Origin of the sequence: Mesorhizobium sp. M7A.F.Ca.ET.027.02.1.1 (genome assembly GCF_004022985.1) — a bacterium.
In the GTDB taxonomy this organism is placed as follows: Bacteria; Pseudomonadota; Alphaproteobacteria; order Rhizobiales; family Rhizobiaceae; genus Mesorhizobium.
Window position 1 is genome coordinate 1 of record NZ_RZOL01000108.1, and the last position, 16,227, is coordinate 16,227.

A 16,227-nucleotide genomic window follows, 5' to 3' on the forward strand; every position below is an offset into this window, starting at 1 on the left:
CAAATGGCGCGTAACGGGCTAAGTCGGGTAATTGATTCGCTTTTTTCATGCGAATCATGCGAGAGGCGCTTGACCTTCTGGCAGATTGGCGGAATCAGGACGATTCGAAACGTTAACCCGAACCCGCGTCGACGGGAAATAAGCGATGTGAGGTACTGGTCACTGGACAGGCAGCCCGCCTGCCACAGATATCAGGGTTAATCTGGACTTAATGCATGTCGCCCAAAAGGGGAAACCCGATTTGGGCAACGACATACACCAAACGAAACGAGTTGATGCAGTTACTGGCCCGGTGAAGCGCGTTTCATAAGCGAGCGCATCCGATTTGACTGGTCCGACAGCTTACGCGGCTTTGAAGTTCGGCCGCTAGGAGAAGATAAAGACTATGGCGACAAAGGAAAAGGAAGAGGTCGAAACCGAACGCGAAGGCGCCACCGATGGCCCTCTGCTCGACCTTTCCGATGATGCTGTCAAGAAGATGATCAAGGCCGCCAAGAAGCGCGGCTATGTCACCATGGACGAGCTGAATTCGGTGCTGCCCTCAGAGGAAGTGACCTCCGAGCAGATCGAGGACACGATGGCGATGCTGTCCGACATGGGCATCAACGTGGTCGAGGACGACGAGCAGGGCGAGGAGCCCGAGGCCGCCGACACCGCGGCCGATGCCGAGGAAGACGCCAACGAGTTGGCTGAGCAGACCGGCACCGCGGTCGCCGCCACCACCACCAAGAAAGAACCGACCGATCGCACCGACGATCCGGTGCGCATGTATCTGCGCGAGATGGGCTCGGTCGAGCTGTTGTCGCGCGAGGGCGAAATTGCCATCGCCAAGCGCATCGAGGCCGGCCGCGAGACGATGATCGCGGGTCTGTGCGAAAGCCCGCTGACCTTCCAGGCCATCATCATCTGGCGCGACGAACTCAACGAATCCAAGATCCTGCTGCGCGAGATCATCGATCTCGAAGCCACCTATGCCGGCCCCGAGGCCAAGCAGGCGCCGGTGGTCGAGCGCGTCGAGGAAGCCAAGGTCGAGGACAAGCCGCGCCGTTCGCGCGACGACGAAGACGACATCACGAATGTCGGCGCCGATACGCGTGGGCTGACGGATGACGACGACGAAGACGAGGACGAAGCGAGCCTGTCGCTGGCCGCGATGGAAGCGGAACTCCGCCCCCAGGTGATGGAGACGCTCGACGTTATCGCCGACACCTACAAAAAGCTGCGCAAGCTGCAGGACCAGCAGGTCGAGAACCGTCTGGCCGCCGCCGGCACGCTGTCGCCCAGCCAGGACCGCCGGCTGAAGGAGCTCAAGGACCAGCTGATCAAGGCGGTGAAGTCGCTGTCGCTCAACACGGCGCGCATCGAGGCGCTGGTCGAGCAACTCTACGACATCAACAAGCGCCTGGTGCAGAACGAAGGCAAGCTGCTCAGGCTGGCCGAAAGCTACGGCGTGCGCCGCGAAGAGTTCCTGAAGGAATATCAGGGTTCCGAGCTCGACCCGAACTGGACGCGCTCGATCGGCAATCTGACCTCGCGCGGCTGGAAGGAATTCACCAAGAACGAGAAGGATGCGATCAAGGACCTGCGCGCCGAGATCCAGAACCTCGCCACCGAAACGGCGATCTCGATCCTGGAATTCCGCAAGATCGTCAATCAGGTGCAGAAAGGCGAGCGCGAAGCGGCGATCGCCAAGAAGGAAATGGTCGAAGCCAATCTGCGCCTCGTCATCTCCATCGCCAAGAAATACACCAATCGCGGCCTGCAGTTCCTCGACCTGATCCAGGAAGGCAATATCGGCCTGATGAAGGCGGTCGACAAATTCGAATACCGCCGCGGCTACAAGTTCTCGACCTATGCGACGTGGTGGATCCGGCAGGCGATCACGCGTTCGATCGCCGATCAGGCGCGCACCATCCGTATTCCGGTGCACATGATCGAGACGATCAACAAGATCGTGCGCACCTCGCGCCAGATGCTGCACGAGATCGGCCGCGAACCGACGCCGGAAGAACTGGCCGAAAAGCTTGCCATGCCGCTCGAAAAGGTGCGCAAGGTCTTGAAGATCGCCAAGGAGCCGATCTCGCTCGAAACGCCGGTCGGCGACGAGGAGGATTCGCATCTGGGCGATTTCATCGAGGACAAGATGGCGATCCTTCCGATCGACGCGGCGATCCAGGCCAATCTGCGCGAGACCACCACGCGCGTGCTGGCCTCGCTGACGCCGCGCGAGGAGCGCGTGCTCAGAATGCGCTTCGGTATCGGCATGAACACCGACCACACGCTGGAAGAAGTCGGCCAGCAGTTCTCGGTCACCCGCGAGCGTATCCGCCAGATCGAAGCCAAGGCGCTGCGCAAGCTCAAGCACCCGAGCAGGTCGCGCAAGCTGCGCAGCTTCCTGGATAGCTGAGACTTACCGATGCAAAAAGTTCAAGGGCGCCGATGGCGCCCTTTTTTGTTGTGGGGCGCACTCTTGCGGGCGAGGCCCTTCGGGAGGATAATTTCCGTGTCGGATGCATTTTCTGGGCGACAACCCGGATGCCCGCCCCGGCGAAGCCGCCGTGCTCCGTGGCCCCGGAGGGAGGTGTGCCATGACAAGCTACATCGTGCTGATGAACTGGACGGAGCAAGGTGCCAGGAACGTACGCGAGTCACCGAAGCGGCTCGACGCCGCCAGGAGGCAACTGGGAGACATGGGCGGATCGTTCAAGGCGTTCTACCTGACCATGGGCGAATACGACATGGTGGCGGTGGTCGAAGCGCCCGACGACGCGGTGCTGGCGCGCTTCTCGCTGATGCTGGCGGCAGCGGGCAATGTCAGGACGCGGACGCTGAAGGCCTTTCCCGAATTAGCCTACCGCGAGATCATCACCTCGCTCGGGTGAAGGAATCGGCAGGGTGTCTCGAAGTCGCTGGTTGGTGCCGGCCTGGTGGCGCTTTGCCGCAAGACGGGGCGCTTCGCCGTGATAGAATGCGGCCGGGGAGATCGCGATGAAGAAGGTTTCGATATTGGTCGCCAGCTTCGCCGCTTTGTCGTCGCTGCCGTTTTCCGCCGGCGCCAGTGCGCAAAAACCGGTCGGCATGGCCAATCCGGCATCTGTCCATTGTGGCGAGATCGGCGGGCGCCTGGTGATCAGGAAGGACAAGGCCGGCAACGAATATGGGTTTTGCCGCTTGCCCGATGGGCGCCTTTGCGAGGAGTGGGCGCTGTTTCGCGACAACAAGTGCGTCGGGCCGAAGGCGGCCATGCGCCGCAAGTGACACACCTGCCATCATAGGGTGAAATCATGTCCGAACCGCATTCCCATTCGCATCTGTGGCCCGGCGTGCCACTCGCGCTTGGCTCGGCCGTCCTGTTCGGGGCGACGCCGCCGCTCAGCAAGCTGCTGCTCAATGGCGTCAATCCCTTCATGCTGGCCGGCCTGCTCTATCTCGGTGCCGGTCTTGGGCTGGCTCTGTACCGCCTGCTTCGGGGCAGGCAGGCCGCGGCCGGGGAGGCGCAACTGACCGCTGGGGATATTCCCTGGCTGGCGCTGGCGATCGGCATGGGCGGCGTTATCGCGCCGGTGCTGCTGATGTTCGGCTTGACCCTCAACACGGCGTCCAGTTCGGCGCTGCTGCTCAACCTGGAAGGGCTGGCGACGATGGCGATCGCCTGGCTCGTCTATCGCGAGAATGTCGACCGGCGCCTGCTTTTTGGCGCCTTCGCCATTCTGGCGGGTGCCATTCTTCTGTCGTGGCAAGGTGAGGGCGTCGCCTTCAACCGTGGCGCCCTGATGGTGGCAGGGGCTTGTCTGGCCTGGGGGATCGACAACAATTTCACGCGCAGGATCTCCGCCACCGACCCGGTGGTGATCGCCATGCTCAAAGGGCTGGTGGCGGGTGTCGTCAATGTCGGGCTGGCGCTTGCCGGCGGGGCCTTGTTTCCCCCGGCGTCGGTCATTGCAGCGACCGCCGCAGTCGGTTTCTTCGGCATCGGGGTCAGCCTGGTGATGTTCATCGTGGCGCTGCGTCATCTGGGCACCGCCCGGACAGGGGCCTATTACTCGCTCGCTCCCTTCATCGGCGCGTTGCTGGCAATCGCCATCCTGGGTGACGCCGTCACGCTCAAGCTTGCGGCCGCCGGAGTTCTGATGGGCGTTGGCCTATGGCTGCATTTGTCGGAACGCCATGAGCATGAGCACGACCATGAGGAACTGGAACACGAGCACAGCCATGTGCATGACGAGCACCACCAGCACCATTATGACGGGCCGGTGAGCGAGCCGCATTCGCACTGGCACCGGCATGCCCCGATGCGCCACCGGCATCCGCATTATCCCGACCTGCACCACAGGCATGGCCACGGATAGATGCTGACCGTCTGGTACAACACGCGCTGCCCGGTCTGCGATGCCGGTATCAGCAGGCAGAAGCGGCGGCTGATCGAGGCCGTCAAGGCCGGGCGGATCGAGTTCCGAGACATCAATCTTGAACCGGCAGCGCTTGCCGGACTTGGCGCGTCGCTTGACGATATCCGCCGCCGGCTGCACGCCACCGATGCGGCGGGCAGGCTGCTGGTCGGCGCCGATGTCGCGATTGCCGTTTGGCAGGCAACGCCAGGCGAGGGCTGGCTGGCGATGGTATTCGGCAATCCGTTTGTCTTGCCGGTGACACGCTTTGCCTACGATCGTTTCGCCGATCTTCTCTATGCCTGGAACCGGCGCAAGGGTCGCTGGTAGCGGTTGGTCATTGATGACCAGAAGCGCAAAGGTCCAGAGGACATCTCCGGACCTTTTTCGTGTGCGCTATCGGCTGGCCGGCTCGCAGAGCGCGCCGACGATGCGGCGCACTATCGGCAGCACCAGCAGCAGCGTCGGAAACGCCACCAGCCAGGACAGACCCCAGGCGACCAGCCAGATGGACGGCAGCTCGGGGTGGAAGCCAAGGCTTTTCAACGTCGAGATCAACGAGACGATGAAGGTCATCAACAGCGACAGCACCAGCGGGCTGAGAACAGCGGCATAGCGCGCAGGCAGTTTCCTGCGCTGATATCTTGCATTCATTTCGGGTGTTCCCTGAAAGTGTCCGGTCCGTCGCATTGGCATCCATTCGCCGGTGGCCGGCAAAATTGCCCGGAAGACCGGGTTGGATGCGTTGCTTGACGTCAGACGCTTACGGAGCAGCCGAGGCGCTCGCCGGCCTTCTAGCGGCACGTTCCAGCGAAAGCAAGCCTCTGGCGCCGCATTCAGATACATCGTAAGATATATCTTGACTCCATCGATTGACCTGCCTAATTAAGATATATCGTAAGATCCAACTCAAGGAGCAATCAATGCACAAACATTTTGGGAACAATCATTTCGGCGAACGCATGTTCACGCACATGGCCGGCAAATTTGGTGGCAGAGGGGGCGGCGGTTTTGGCCCGTTCGGGCATGGCGGTCGCGGTGGCGGGCGCGGCGGCCCGGGCGACATGTTCCGCGCCGGGCGCATGCTGGCCGACGGCGACCTCAAGCTGATCACGCTGTCGCTGCTGGCCGAGGCACCGCGCCACGGCTACGACATCATCAAGGCCCTGGAAGAGCGCACCAGCGGCATCTACAGCCCGAGCCCGGGCGTGGTCTACCCGACGCTGACCTTCCTGGAAGAGGCCGGCTATGCCGCCTCCGCCGCCGACGGCAACAAGAAGGTGTTTTCGATCACCGAAGCTGGTCAGGCGCATCTCGCCGACAACCGCGAGATGATCGATGGCGTGCTCGACCATCTCGAGCGCTTCGGCCGCAAAATGGCCAAGGCGCGCGACTGGTTCGGCTGGAACGACGAGAGTGAAGAGGGCGGGCGTCGTGGCGGCCGGGGTAGCCGCGGGGATCGTTCGGAAGCGCGCGACGAATTCCGCGCAGTCCGCCACCGACTGCGCGCGGCTCTGGGTGACTTCGTCGACGCCCCGGCCGACAAGCAGGCCGAGGCGATCGCCATCCTCGAAGGCGCCGCCGAGGCGCTGGAAGCGCTGTCGCACAAGTAAGCTTGTCCAGCCGACCGGACGCAGCCCTTGCCCGCTGGGCCAAGGACCGATAGTGAAATTCATCCCGCGTCACTCTACATGGTGCGGGATGAATGCTGTTGGAGGAAGCCCGATGTCTTTTCTGAAGCGTCTTTTCGGCGGTGGTGGCGACGGGACCCAGGCGGCTGAGCCGACGAGTGCAGCGCCAGCCAAGCAGGTCGAGCACAAGGGCTTCCTGATCAGCGCCACGCCCTACAAGGCGGATGGCCAGTACCAGACGTGCGGCGTCGTCTCCAAGGAGATCGACGGTGTGGTGAAGGAACACAAATTCATCCGCGCAGACCGTTTCGCCGGGCTCGACGATGCCGTCGACATCTCGATCAAAAAGGGCATCCAACTGGTCGACGAGCAGGGCGACCGGATTTTTGGGTAGATCCCCGCCAGCAGGGCACTGCCTAACCATGCCGGCCTTTGCACCACGATGGACCTCTCGGTCCGGGTTGACCTACGACCGCCGGCGGATCAACTCGTCCTGGCGGGATCGATCGTCATCAGGCGGGTCCTGGCCTCGATCAGATGCCTTCTCGCGGCCCTTATCCGGCCGCACAATGCCAGATTAAGAGCGACGCCGCCTTCCTCGTCCAGCAAGTCATTCGCGCGCTTCAGAGAGTGCTCAGCTCTCCTTATGCGCAGTCTGGCGTTGGCCGCTTCGATGCTGTGAATTTCAATCATTGTGCCGCGTCCTTTGCGGTTCCGGTCCCTTCACGGATTAAACCGCCGCTGATCATATTGGTTCCGGTGCTGTGACCATTCTGCGGCCGCCGCTATTTCGTTGTGGTGTTGAATTCACGGTTCGCCGCATAATCGATAACGAAGGTGCCCTCGGGAGCGCGAACGCCCTGCTTCACATTTGATATAGTCACCGTTGTGGTAAGTCCCTTCTCGTCGGTGAGGCTCCATCTGCGCAGATCGAGCGATTTTCTGTCGAACACCATGGAGATGTTCGAGTTGCCGAAAGCCGATCTGTCGGCCAGCTTGACGGTAACTTGGGCGCCGTCGTCTCTGATGCTCTTGAGGCGACTGTCGGAGAAGTCGACCTTGTTGTCGAGCAGCAGCTTCAGCGGCGTCTTCGAGAGAGCATAGAGCCGCGATGTCTTCAGTTTCCTGTTGTAAACCACCAGGGATTTACCATCCGCAATCACGCTGATCCCAGATTGGCCAGCATAATTGAACCGGATCTTGCCCGGGCGTTGGAGAAAAAACCTGCCATGTTTTCTTTCCGCCTTCGGGCCCGACTGCACGAAATCCCCTGACATGGATTTCACCGATGAGAAGTGATCGGCAATCGTCTTCGCATCAACCGGCGCGGCCGAAATCGCAATCGTGGACGCGATATTCAACGCGGCAGCGCCGACAGCGGCAAACAAGAAACCCGGCAACTTTTTGATCCGATAGGCCATTCGATTAACCCCAAGCAGACGCGTGATCGAAGGAGATCACGCGTCTTGAGATCAGTAGCCGTCCGGGCACCGCGCGACGTAAACCCGGCCGTACCGATCGCGATATCTGCACTGGCCGGCTTCGCTGGCGTGGCCGATGACGGCCCCGGCTATCGCTCCGACCGCACCGCCGACAACCGCCCCTTCCACAGGGTCTCCGGCCACTGCGGCGCCTACGGCCGCGCCACCCAAGCCGCCGACGGCGGCGCCTTGTTCGGTACGGGAGCACGCCGAGAGCGGAATGAGCAGGCTCAAAATGAGCAGCGTCTTTTTCATCGTTTCTCTCCTGAGGCTACTATTAGCCAAAGCTTAAATGCTTAAGAGAGCTTTTCGATCCATCGACCGTTGCCTGCCATTCAAGCCTGGCCGTGGCGGAGCCGCGCGCCTTCGGCTCAAATCGTACCCTCACTGGTGGACGGGTGCGCGAAGTCGTCGCTTGGTGCAAACGTGGCCGTGGACTTCCGCACTCGCACAAGGGGGAACGGATGAAACAGGGGACAGGATCCGCGGCGGACCGAACGGGCCAGGCTGATTGCGCGCCTGGCCAGCAAGGTTTGGAAGTCGACCCGGACTAAGCCGGCTGCAGTTCCCTGCGTGGCAGTGGCGGGAACGCGATGGCGATGCCGACCGCGCCGAGCCCGATAAGAGCAGAGCCGATGAACAGCCAGGAATAGTTGGCGTAGGCATCGAACACCATGCCGCCGGCAAGCGGTCCCAGCGCCATGCCGAGGCTGGACAGCATGGTGGCGGCGCCGAACACGGTGCCGAGGATGCGCTGGCCGAAATATTCGCGCGCCAGCACCGCATAGAGCGGCATGACGCCGCCATAGGTGGCACCGAAGATAACGGCCAGCATATAGAACTGCTCAAGCTGGCTGATCGACAGATAGGCGGCAATGACGATCGCCTGGATCGCCAGGCCCGCGATCAGCACCGGCTTGACGCCCAGCCGGTCGGCCAGCACGCCGTAGAAGAGCCGGCCGCCAAGGCCTGCCAGGCCTTCGACACTGTAGATCGAGACCGCTGCCATGGGGGCGACGCCGCACAGCATGGCATAGCTGACCATATGGAAGATCGGTCCGGAATGCGCCGCGCAGCAGGCAAAGAAGGTGAGCCCGAGCACGATGAATTGCGGCGAGCGCAGCGCCTGGCCGACTGTCAGGCCGGCACCTTCGGCAACCGGCGCGGAGCCGGTGTCGACCAAGACGGGCTTCGGCGGCTGGCGCACCAGCAGCACCGCCGGCAACAGCAGCACCCAGGCGGCAATGCCGATGTCGAACATGGCGGTGCGCCAGTCATAGGCGGAGATCAACCAGCGGGCGAAGGGCGAGATCGTCATCGGCGCCACGCCCATGCCGGCCGAGACCAGTGAGACGGCAAGGCTGCGGTTGGTGTCGAACCAGCCTGTGGTCAGCGCGATCATCGGCGCAAAAAAGGCGCTTGCCGCGAGACCGACCAGCACGCCATAGGTGATCTGGAAACTCAGCAGCGAACCGGCGCGGCTGGCCAGCACCAGCGCCAACCCGAGCAGCACCGCGCCGATCATCACGACGATGCGGGCGCCAAAACGGTCCGATATCGCGCCCCAGGCGAAGCCACCAAGGCCCATCACCAGGAAGTTGAGCGTCATGGCGCTGGAAATGCCGGCGCGCGACCAGTTGGTGTCGATCGCCATCGGCTCCAGGAATATCGCCAGCGAAAACATCGTCCCGATGGCGACACAGGACATCAGCGCGCCAGCGGCGACGATGACCCAACGATAGGAAAGGCTCATTCAAATCTCCCATGCCTAAAGGCAGCGCTGCGCGCTGCTTGCACCCGAAGGACGCCGGCACCGGGTTCGATCCTACAATCCGGTTGCATTTTTTATCCAGTTTGACGTGACGCCGTTTTCGGCAGCTCAGATCGGCAGTTCCGACGTGTATTTGATCGTCTGGCTGGGGACGTCGGTCTTGACGTTCTGCACGCCCTTGATGCGGCTCAGATGCTCCGACTGGAAGCGGCGGTAATCGTCGATGCCGGCCGCCACCACGCGCACCATGGCGTCGCAATCGCCGAGCATCAAATAGCACTCCATCACCTGCGGCAGCTTGGCGACTCGGTGGCGAAATGCTCGATCGTGTCCTCATCCTGCGTTTTCAGCCAGATGCGGGTGAAGAAGGTGAGGCCCTTGCCGATGCTGCCGGGGTTCAGCACTGCGACGTAGCGATCGATGATGCCGGCTTCCTCCAGCAGCTTCACGCGCCGCAGGCAAGGCGAGGGCGACAGGCCGACCTCTTTGGCCAGATCGTTGTTGGCCATGCGGCCGTCGCGCTGCAGCGCCCGCAGGATCCGCTTGTCGATCTCATCCAGCTTCATAGCTCTAGATTCCATCTATTTTGAAATTAATGGCACTCAATGCCGAACCTAGTTGAAGTACAACAATATTCGCAACCATATTGCGGAGAATTGTGGGTATGTTTGCCGCCAGTATCATGAGAGTTCAAACGCAGGGCAGCGGCGGCCGCGAGGCGCGCCAGTGGAGACACATGAGCATTTCACAGGCAGTCGAGGCGGCGGGCAATGGTTCGCGATCCGAATTCCGCCGTGGCGTGGCGTCCTGCGCGCCGGTGCTGTTCGGCACCATACCCTATGCGCTGGTGCTCGGCGCCCAGGCCACGCAAAAAGGGCTGAGCACGGTCGAACTGTCCGCGATGACAGGGCTGAATTTCGCCGGCGGTTCGGAATTCGCGGCGATCCAATTGTGGACGTCGCCGCCGCACATCGTGCTCATCGTCGCCATCACCTTCCTGGTCAACAGCCGTCATTTGCTGATGGGTGCGGCACTAGCGCCGTTCCTGCGCCACCTGCCGCGGCGCAAGGTGTTTCCGGCGCTTTTCTTTATGTGCGACGAGAGCTGGGCGCTGGGCCTGGCCGATGCCAGACAGCGCACTGCTGCCGGCATCATGCCGGCCTTCAGCCCGCGCTACTATATGGGCGCGGCGCTGGCGATGTATCTCACCTGGGTGGTCTTCACCACGCTGGGTGCCTTGCTCGGTCCGATGCTCGGCGACGTCGGGGCCTATGGTTTCGACATGGCGTTCCCGGCTGTCTTCCTGGTGCTGATGCGCGGCATGTGGACGGGGATGGCGGCGGCGCGACCCTGGCTGGTCAGCCTGGTCGTGGCGGCACTGGTCTATCTCTTCGTTCCCGGCGCCTGGTATGTCGCCGCGGGCGCCATGTCGGGTCTGGTCGCGGCCTGGCTGATGGCGAGTGATGCATGATCGATGCAACGACCTTTTTCACCATCGTGCTGATGGCCGGCGTCACTTATCTCACGCGCATCGGCGGCTATGTCGTGCTGCGCAACCGTACGCTCAGCGGGCGTGCCACGGCTGTGATGGAAGCTGCGCCCGGTTGCGTGCTGATTGCGGTCATCGCACCGGCCTTCGTGTCGAAGTCCCCGGCGGATATTCTGGCGCTGGCTGTTACGCTGGTGGCCGCCACGCGGCTTTCCATGCTGCCGACTGTGCTGATCGGAGTCGCTTCGGCGGGGTTGCTCAGGCATTTCATCGGCTAGAAAGGCAGCGGCCAGTTGGCTTAGAGGCTCTTTGGCCACTGTTGGGCGGCATGTATGACGGTAAGTATTTCGACGGCATCTTCGCTTACGCGATAGGGGACGATATATGGGATATCGGCCAAAACGAGTTCTCGCGTCGCCTTGATGCGTCCAACGCGACCCATAGCCGGCTGTTCGGTAAGCAACTCCGCTGCGGACAAGATGCGCCCAATGACACGGGCGGCAGCTTCGGGACTGTCTTTCTCGATATGCGCGCCGATTTCGCCAAGCCGACGCAAAGCCCGCTTGGTCCAACGGATTGTCTTGCGGCTCATGGATCAGCCGGCGGGCTTGACGTATTTCCCGATCACGGCGGCCAACTCTTGTTCGCTGGCGAACTCACCGCGCTCGGCCTCGGCCAATCCGGCCTCTATCTCAGCGAGTTGCCACTCTTGACGAGCTACAAAGTCTTCGATGGCCTTGGCGGCCACATAAGAGCGCGAGCGATCGAGCTTTTCGGCAAGTTGGTCGAGCCTGTTTGTCGTGTCGTCGGGGAGGCGTACGGTGAAAGCCGTCATGGTTTCGATCCACTTGGTTCATTGTGATTGTAAGTGAACCAAGGTGGATCGTCAAGTCACACCCAAAGGACTCTGGTCGCTTCGCGCTGTTTACTGTCAGGAAAACAAGCGGGGAGCGCATTGAAAAAGGGCAAGCGCCAAGCGCCTGCCCTCCAATTTAAGTCTTTTCCCTATGCGGCAGCCGCGACACCCTGGCTGGCTGCCACCACGGCATCGACCTTGGCGGTCGCCTTGGCGAGCGCTGCGGTCACCGCGTCAGGACCCATGCCGACGCCTTCGATACGGATGACATCGACATCGGTCATGCCGAGGAAGCCGAGCACGCCGCGCAGGTAGGGAATGGCGTGATCGAACTGCACGGCCGCACCTTCGGAATAGATGCCGCCCGAAGCCAGCACGATATAGACCTTCTTGCCGGTGACGAGACCCTTGGGGCCGTTCTCGCCATAGGAAAAGCTCTTGCCGGAACGAGAGATATGATCGACCCAGGACTTCAGCGTCGAGGAGATGTTGAAGTTGATGAAGCCTGTGGCCAGGATCACGGTGTCGGCAGCAAATAGCTCGTCGAGCACGACATCGGAGACGCCGACGACCTCAGCCTGGCGCGCAGTGCGCGCTTCCGCCGGCACGTAGATGCCGCTCGCGTAGTCGGCGTCGATATGGGGGAGCGGATTGGCGACGAGGTCGCGCACGACGAGCGTGTTCGACGGATCGGCGGCGACGAGCTTTTCAGCGAATTCGGTAGCGATGCGGGTCGAATGGGAGGCGGCGCCGCGCGGGCTCGAAGTGATGAGAAGAATGGACATTTTGGGCTCTCCAGCGGTTGGAATGATTTGTCCCGCCAGATATGGGGCTTTCGATCCATTCAATAAACTGGTATATTTTCTATACGATCCATCTATAAGTTAGATATCACGATGCAGCCCAATCCGACGCTCGATCAACTTCAGATCTTTGTGACAGTCGCCGAAGCCGGCAGCTTCTCGGCCGCCGGCCGCAGGCTCAATCGGGCACAGTCCGTCATCAGCTACGGCATAGCCAATCTCGAGGCGCAGCTGGGGCTGAAACTGTTCGAGCGCGAGGGTACCCGCGAGCCGCAACTGACCGAGATCGGCCGGGCGATGCTGGAGGATGCGCGGCGCATGATCGGCGTGCTGCAGCGCATCCGTTCGCGCGTCGACGGCCATCACCAAGGGCTCGAGGCTGAAGTCGCGCTGTCGGTCGACGCAGCGTTGCCGTCGCCGGTGCTGGTGCGGGTGCTGAAGGCGTTCGAGGCGCAGTTTCCGACCGTGATGCTGCGCCTGCATATCGGTACGCTCGGCCTGATCCCCGATCATGTCGTCAGCGGGCAGGCCGACCTTGGCATTGGCGGCCTGCTGGGCGATGTCGATGTGCATCTCGTGCGCATCGGCTTCATGTCGATCGTGCTGGCCGCCGCGCCCAGCCATCCGCTGGCCCTGCTGCCGAAGCCGGTGGCGATCGAGGATGCGCGCGAACACACGCAGCTTGTCGTCACCGACCAGTCGGAGCGCCCCAAGGGGCGGGACTTCGGCGTCTTCGCCTACCGCACCTGGCGGCTGACGGATGTGCGCACCAAGCATATGCTGATGCGCGAGGGGCTGGGCTGGGGCGGGCTGCCGCGCTGGCTGATAGCAGACGACCTGGCGAGTGGCCGGCTGGTCGAAATCGACCTCGAATCCTTCAGGGAGGTGAGTTCGCCGCTGTTTGCCATGCACCGCAACGATCGCAGCCCGAAGCCCGCGGCGGCCTGGCTGATCGACCAGTTCAAGCGCCAGCTCGGCTGCTTCAACGAGTTCGAACCGGGCGAGGTGCCTGAGGAAGAGACAGGCCATCGATCAGTGCCATGAGCACGGCGCGGTAGTCCTGAGCTGACGCACCGGCCTCGATGGCCAGGGCGGCACGATCGAAGGCGGAGCCGAGCAGCGCGGTCAGCGCGTCGGCCGGCAATCTCGTCATCGTCTGCGCCCGCATCGCCGCGACCAGCCCTTCGCGCAGCGAACGGTTGCCGTGGCGGTTGTCGATCGCTTCCATGGCGGCGCGGCCAAGCACGGCCGGGCCGTCGAGCAGCAACAGCCGCGTGCGGCCGGGCGCGCGCATGGCGGCGAGATAGGCGTCGGAACCGGCAATCAGTGCGTCGCGGGCATTGAGCGATGGCGGCGAAGCGCGCTCGATCTCCTCAGCCACCGCCATCGCCTCCTGCTCGACCACGGCGGCAAACAGCGCCTGCTTGTCGGCGAAGTGATGATAGAGCGCGCCGCGCGTCACGCCGGCGGCAGCGACGATCTCCGGCGTGCTGGTCTCGGCATAGGATTTTTCGGTGAACAGCTTTCGTGCCGCGGCAATCAGGTCGGCGCGCGTCGCCTCGGTGCGGTCTCGGTTGGAACGACGCGCGGAATCGCGTTGCATACATGCAGCCTGTATGTTAATGTAAGTTACATGCAGACTGTATGTTAATCGACGGGAGAAGGAAAGATGAAGACGACGAGCTATTACCCGGTGCTGATGACCGGCGACGTCGCCGGCACGACGGCGTTCTATGTCGAGCATTTTCGCTTCCAGCCGCTATTCGAAAGCGACTGGTATGTGCATCTGCAATCGGTGGAGGACAGAAGAGTCAATCTCGGCATCGTCCAGGGCGATCATGAGACGATCCCGGAAGAGGGGCGAGGCCGCGCGTCGGGCCTGCTGATCAACTTCGAGGTGAGGGACCCGGATGCGGTCTATGAACGGGCCGTCGCGGCCGGGCTGCCGATCCTGCGCTCTCTACGCGACGAACCCTTCGGCCAGCGCCATTTCGTCACGCGGGATCCCAATGGCGTGCTGATCGACGTCATCAAGCCGATTCCGCCGAGCGAGGCGTTTCTGGCGCAGTACGCGGAGGGGGCGGTGGGCGCCTAAACGATATTCGTGTTGGCTGTTTCCTACGCAATTTATGATCATCCGGTAATTGCCAAGCCGAGAAAGGTTTGATTTCTGAGCAGATGTGCGATGCAATCATGCGAGTGCAGGTGGCGAGCGGACCATTGAATGACCGAAGATCTTGTCGATCGAATTTATGAAGCGGCGTTCGTCCCCGATTTATGGCCAGACGTCTTCGACAGGTTGAGCGAACTGTCGAATTCGGCCGGAGGCGGTATGGGTTTATTCGATGACCGGCTGGACCCGATGCTCTCGCGTCGGACCTGGTCCGGCCGATACTGGAGGGCATCTCTGCGGAAGGCGGGTTCAAGAGCAGCAGTGTCTCCCAACTCCTGCTGACGCTGCCCCCACCCTCGGGATTCGTCTACGACGCGGACTACTTCCCCAAGGAGGCGCTCGAGAACAATCGGACGCGGCTCGACCGGACGCTGCCATTGGGAATCGGTGGCGAAGTCGGTACGTTCATATCCCTGCCTACAGGCGAAGTTCTGTTGTTTACGATGGAGCGTTGGCTGACCAATGATCGGCCATCCCGAGACGAATTGGACCAGCTCAACCGCATGAGGCCACATTTGGCGCGCGCCGGCCTGATTGGTGCGCGCCTGCGGCTGGAACGAGCGCGCGCTACGACTACGGCGCTTGCGGCGATCGGCCTGCCGGCCGCGGTGATGACGAGCAGGGGACGCGTTCTGGCGACCAATCACTGCTTGACGCTCTGCCCCTTGTGTTCGTGCCGACGGCCCGTGATGGGCTCGCCCTTGCCGATGCCAAGGCAAACAAGTTGTTTCAGCAGGCGATTGCAAGCGGGACTGGTGACGCTGCGTCGGGTCGCTCCGTGCCCATAGCGCCAAGCGAGACTAGCGAGGCCATGATCGTTCACCTCATCCCTCTTCGCCGTCTGGCGCACGAACTTCTCTCAGGCGCCGACATACTGATCGCAGCCACGGCTCTCAACCCGACGAATCTGGTGCCTTCGCCGACCATCCTGACGCGCCTTTTCGACCTCTCGCCGGCCGAGGCGCGATTGGCAGCGGCATTGGCATCGGGGGATAGCCTTGGTGTGGCGGCGACAAACGCCAACATCACCTATCGCACGGCCAGCACGTATCTTGGTCGTATCTTCGACAAGACAGGCACGCATCATCAGGCGCAACTCGTAGCTCTCCTGAAGGGAGCCTATGTCCCCGTTGCTCCCTCGAAGGGGGAGTGAGCAACGGCGGCCTTAAAGTCTTTCTTTTGATACATGTCGTTGTCCCAGAACCGCGGCACACTTCTGGGCGACTGCACTAGCTTCGCGCAACCGGCATCACCGTCACCTGGCTGACGCCGGTGCGGCGCACCACGGTGCATTGTGTCTCGCGGCCGATGCGCTCGGCGTCGAGCACGCGCACCAGGTCGTCGACGCCGGTGACCGGGCGGCCGTCTATTGCGGCGATGATGTCGCCCTCCTTCAAGCCGGCCTTGGCCGCCGGGCCATCCTTCTCGACGCTGCGCAGCCGCACCGCGGTATTGGTCGACACTTGCGACAGGAGCGCGGCGCGTCGCGGCAGATTGACGGTGTCGGCCGAGACGCCGATGAAGGCGCGGCGCACGCGGCCGAAGCGGATGATCTCGGAAATGACGAAATTGGCGGTGTTGGAGGCAACAGCGAAGGCGATGCCTTGCGCGCCGTGGATCATGGCGGTGTTGACG

General features: G+C 62.4%; 22 protein-coding genes and 1 pseudogene. 12 read left to right on the forward strand and 11 right to left on the reverse strand.

Going from position 1 to position 16,227, the window contains the following annotated elements; all coding sequences use genetic code 11:
* Positions 1-385 precede the first annotated feature (385 nt).
* The 5 genes from rpoD to EN749_RS14360 all read left to right on the forward strand — a co-directional run bounded on the left by rpoD (position 386) and on the right by EN749_RS14360 (position 4,718).
* Positions 386-2,407, forward strand: a complete 2,022-nt coding sequence (rpoD, locus tag EN749_RS14340; RefSeq protein WP_013530149.1) for an RNA polymerase sigma factor RpoD — start codon at positions 386-388, stop codon at positions 2,405-2,407.
* Between the two features lie 181 nt (positions 2,408-2,588).
* Entirely contained in the window at positions 2,589-2,882 is a 294-nt protein-coding gene (locus EN749_RS14345) for a GYD domain-containing protein (RefSeq protein ID WP_027039270.1), read from the forward strand.
* 106 nt (positions 2,883-2,988) lie between these two features.
* On the forward strand, positions 2,989-3,258 hold the full coding sequence (locus EN749_RS14350) for a DUF333 domain-containing protein (protein ID WP_128363378.1): 270 nt from the start codon (positions 2,989-2,991) through the stop codon (positions 3,256-3,258).
* Between the two features lie 26 nt (positions 3,259-3,284).
* Positions 3,285-4,349, forward strand: a complete 1,065-nt coding sequence (locus tag EN749_RS14355; RefSeq protein ID WP_128363379.1) for a DMT family transporter — start codon at positions 3,285-3,287, stop codon at positions 4,347-4,349.
* On the forward strand, positions 4,350-4,718 hold the full coding sequence (locus tag EN749_RS14360) for a DCC1-like thiol-disulfide oxidoreductase family protein (RefSeq protein WP_128363380.1): 369 nt from the start codon (positions 4,350-4,352) through the stop codon (positions 4,716-4,718). It abuts the gene before it with no gap.
* A 66-nt stretch (positions 4,719-4,784) separates the two neighbouring features.
* On the opposite strand, the gene EN749_RS14365 is transcribed toward EN749_RS14360, so the two are convergent.
* Positions 4,785-5,042 (reverse strand): DUF2798 domain-containing protein, encoded by a 258-nt coding sequence (locus tag EN749_RS14365; protein ID WP_127408838.1) that lies wholly within the window; start codon positions 5,040-5,042, stop codon positions 4,785-4,787.
* A gap of 269 nt (positions 5,043-5,311) precedes the next feature.
* Here EN749_RS14365 and EN749_RS14370 point away from each other — a divergent pair, with 269 nt between their 5' ends.
* Positions 5,312-6,001: a PadR family transcriptional regulator gene (locus EN749_RS14370; RefSeq protein ID WP_128363381.1), complete on the forward strand. Its 690-nt coding sequence runs from the start codon at positions 5,312-5,314 to the stop codon at positions 5,999-6,001.
* Positions 6,002-6,113: 112 nt separating this feature from the next.
* Positions 6,114-6,413 (forward strand): HlyU family transcriptional regulator, encoded by a 300-nt coding sequence (locus EN749_RS14375; protein WP_128363382.1) that lies wholly within the window; start codon positions 6,114-6,116, stop codon positions 6,411-6,413.
* A gap of 89 nt (positions 6,414-6,502) precedes the next feature.
* Here the strand turns inward: EN749_RS14375 and EN749_RS38220 are convergent, their stop codons facing one another.
* The 5 genes and pseudogenes from EN749_RS38220 to EN749_RS14400 all read right to left on the reverse strand — a co-directional run bounded on the left by EN749_RS38220 (position 6,503) and on the right by EN749_RS14400 (position 9,837).
* On the reverse strand, positions 6,503-6,712 hold the full coding sequence (locus tag EN749_RS38220; RefSeq protein ID WP_127326295.1) for a hypothetical protein: 210 nt from the start codon (positions 6,710-6,712) through the stop codon (positions 6,503-6,505).
* Positions 6,713-6,804: 92 nt separating this feature from the next.
* Positions 6,805-7,440 (reverse strand): outer membrane lipoprotein carrier protein LolA, encoded by a 636-nt coding sequence (locus EN749_RS14385; protein ID WP_128363383.1) that lies wholly within the window; start codon positions 7,438-7,440, stop codon positions 6,805-6,807.
* Positions 7,441-7,491: 51 nt separating this feature from the next.
* Complete coding sequence (locus EN749_RS14390) at positions 7,492-7,755, reverse strand: YMGG-like glycine zipper-containing protein (RefSeq protein WP_127268100.1); 264 nt, start codon at positions 7,753-7,755, stop codon at positions 7,492-7,494.
* Between the two features lie 295 nt (positions 7,756-8,050).
* Positions 8,051-9,253 (reverse strand): MFS transporter, encoded by a 1,203-nt coding sequence (locus EN749_RS14395; RefSeq protein WP_127326297.1) that lies wholly within the window; start codon positions 9,251-9,253, stop codon positions 8,051-8,053.
* Positions 9,254-9,379: 126 nt separating this feature from the next.
* A pseudogene (locus tag EN749_RS14400) lies at positions 9,380-9,837 on the reverse strand (Lrp/AsnC family transcriptional regulator).
* Positions 9,838-10,007: 170 nt separating this feature from the next.
* Between EN749_RS14400 and EN749_RS14405 the strand changes: the two are divergent.
* Together EN749_RS14405 and EN749_RS14410 are read left to right on the forward strand one after the other, a co-directional pair.
* Positions 10,008-10,742, forward strand: a complete 735-nt coding sequence (locus tag EN749_RS14405; protein ID WP_127399415.1) for an AzlC family ABC transporter permease — start codon at positions 10,008-10,010, stop codon at positions 10,740-10,742.
* The gene (locus EN749_RS14410) at positions 10,739-11,038 is read left to right on the forward strand and encodes an AzlD family protein (protein ID WP_127326299.1); all 300 of its coding nucleotides are present in this window, start codon (positions 10,739-10,741) and stop codon (positions 11,036-11,038) included. The genes EN749_RS14405 and EN749_RS14410 overlap by 4 nt, the downstream gene beginning before the upstream one ends.
* A gap of 20 nt (positions 11,039-11,058) precedes the next feature.
* On the opposite strand, the gene EN749_RS14415 is transcribed toward EN749_RS14410, so the two are convergent.
* The 3 genes from EN749_RS14415 to EN749_RS14425 all read right to left on the reverse strand — a co-directional run bounded on the left by EN749_RS14415 (position 11,059) and on the right by EN749_RS14425 (position 12,401).
* Positions 11,059-11,352, reverse strand: a complete 294-nt coding sequence (locus EN749_RS14415; RefSeq protein ID WP_127268105.1) for a type II toxin-antitoxin system RelE/ParE family toxin — start codon at positions 11,350-11,352, stop codon at positions 11,059-11,061.
* A 3-nt stretch (positions 11,353-11,355) separates the two neighbouring features.
* On the reverse strand, positions 11,356-11,595 hold the full coding sequence (locus EN749_RS14420) for a CopG family ribbon-helix-helix protein (protein ID WP_127256140.1): 240 nt from the start codon (positions 11,593-11,595) through the stop codon (positions 11,356-11,358).
* A 170-nt stretch (positions 11,596-11,765) separates the two neighbouring features.
* Positions 11,766-12,401, reverse strand: coding sequence for an FMN-dependent NADH-azoreductase (locus EN749_RS14425; RefSeq protein WP_127268106.1), 636 nt, complete (start codon positions 12,399-12,401; stop codon positions 11,766-11,768).
* A gap of 111 nt (positions 12,402-12,512) precedes the next feature.
* Here EN749_RS14425 and EN749_RS14430 point away from each other — a divergent pair, with 111 nt between their 5' ends.
* Positions 12,513-13,463, forward strand: coding sequence for a LysR family transcriptional regulator (locus tag EN749_RS14430; protein WP_128363384.1), 951 nt, complete (start codon positions 12,513-12,515; stop codon positions 13,461-13,463).
* Here EN749_RS14430 and EN749_RS14435 read toward each other — a convergent pair.
* Positions 13,402-14,022 carry a TetR/AcrR family transcriptional regulator gene (locus tag EN749_RS14435; protein WP_127396638.1) on the reverse strand — a complete coding sequence of 207 codons (621 nt, stop codon included), beginning with the start codon at positions 14,020-14,022 and terminating at the stop codon, positions 13,402-13,404. The genes EN749_RS14430 and EN749_RS14435 overlap by 62 nt on opposite strands.
* A gap of 66 nt (positions 14,023-14,088) precedes the next feature.
* Between EN749_RS14435 and EN749_RS14440 the strand changes: the two genes are divergently transcribed.
* Both EN749_RS14440 and EN749_RS14445 read left to right on the forward strand, forming a co-directional pair.
* Complete coding sequence (locus EN749_RS14440) at positions 14,089-14,514, forward strand: VOC family protein (protein WP_128288140.1); 426 nt, start codon at positions 14,089-14,091, stop codon at positions 14,512-14,514.
* An 889-nt stretch (positions 14,515-15,403) separates the two neighbouring features.
* Positions 15,404-15,745 carry a hypothetical protein gene (locus EN749_RS14445; protein ID WP_128363385.1) on the forward strand — a complete coding sequence of 114 codons (342 nt, stop codon included), beginning with the start codon at positions 15,404-15,406 and terminating at the stop codon, positions 15,743-15,745.
* 76 nt (positions 15,746-15,821) lie between these two features.
* On the opposite strand, the gene EN749_RS14450 is transcribed toward EN749_RS14445, so the two are convergent.
* Positions 15,822-16,227, reverse strand: a 406-nt coding sequence (locus EN749_RS14450) for a S1C family serine protease (RefSeq protein ID WP_145990918.1), incomplete at its 5' end; no start/stop codon positions are given.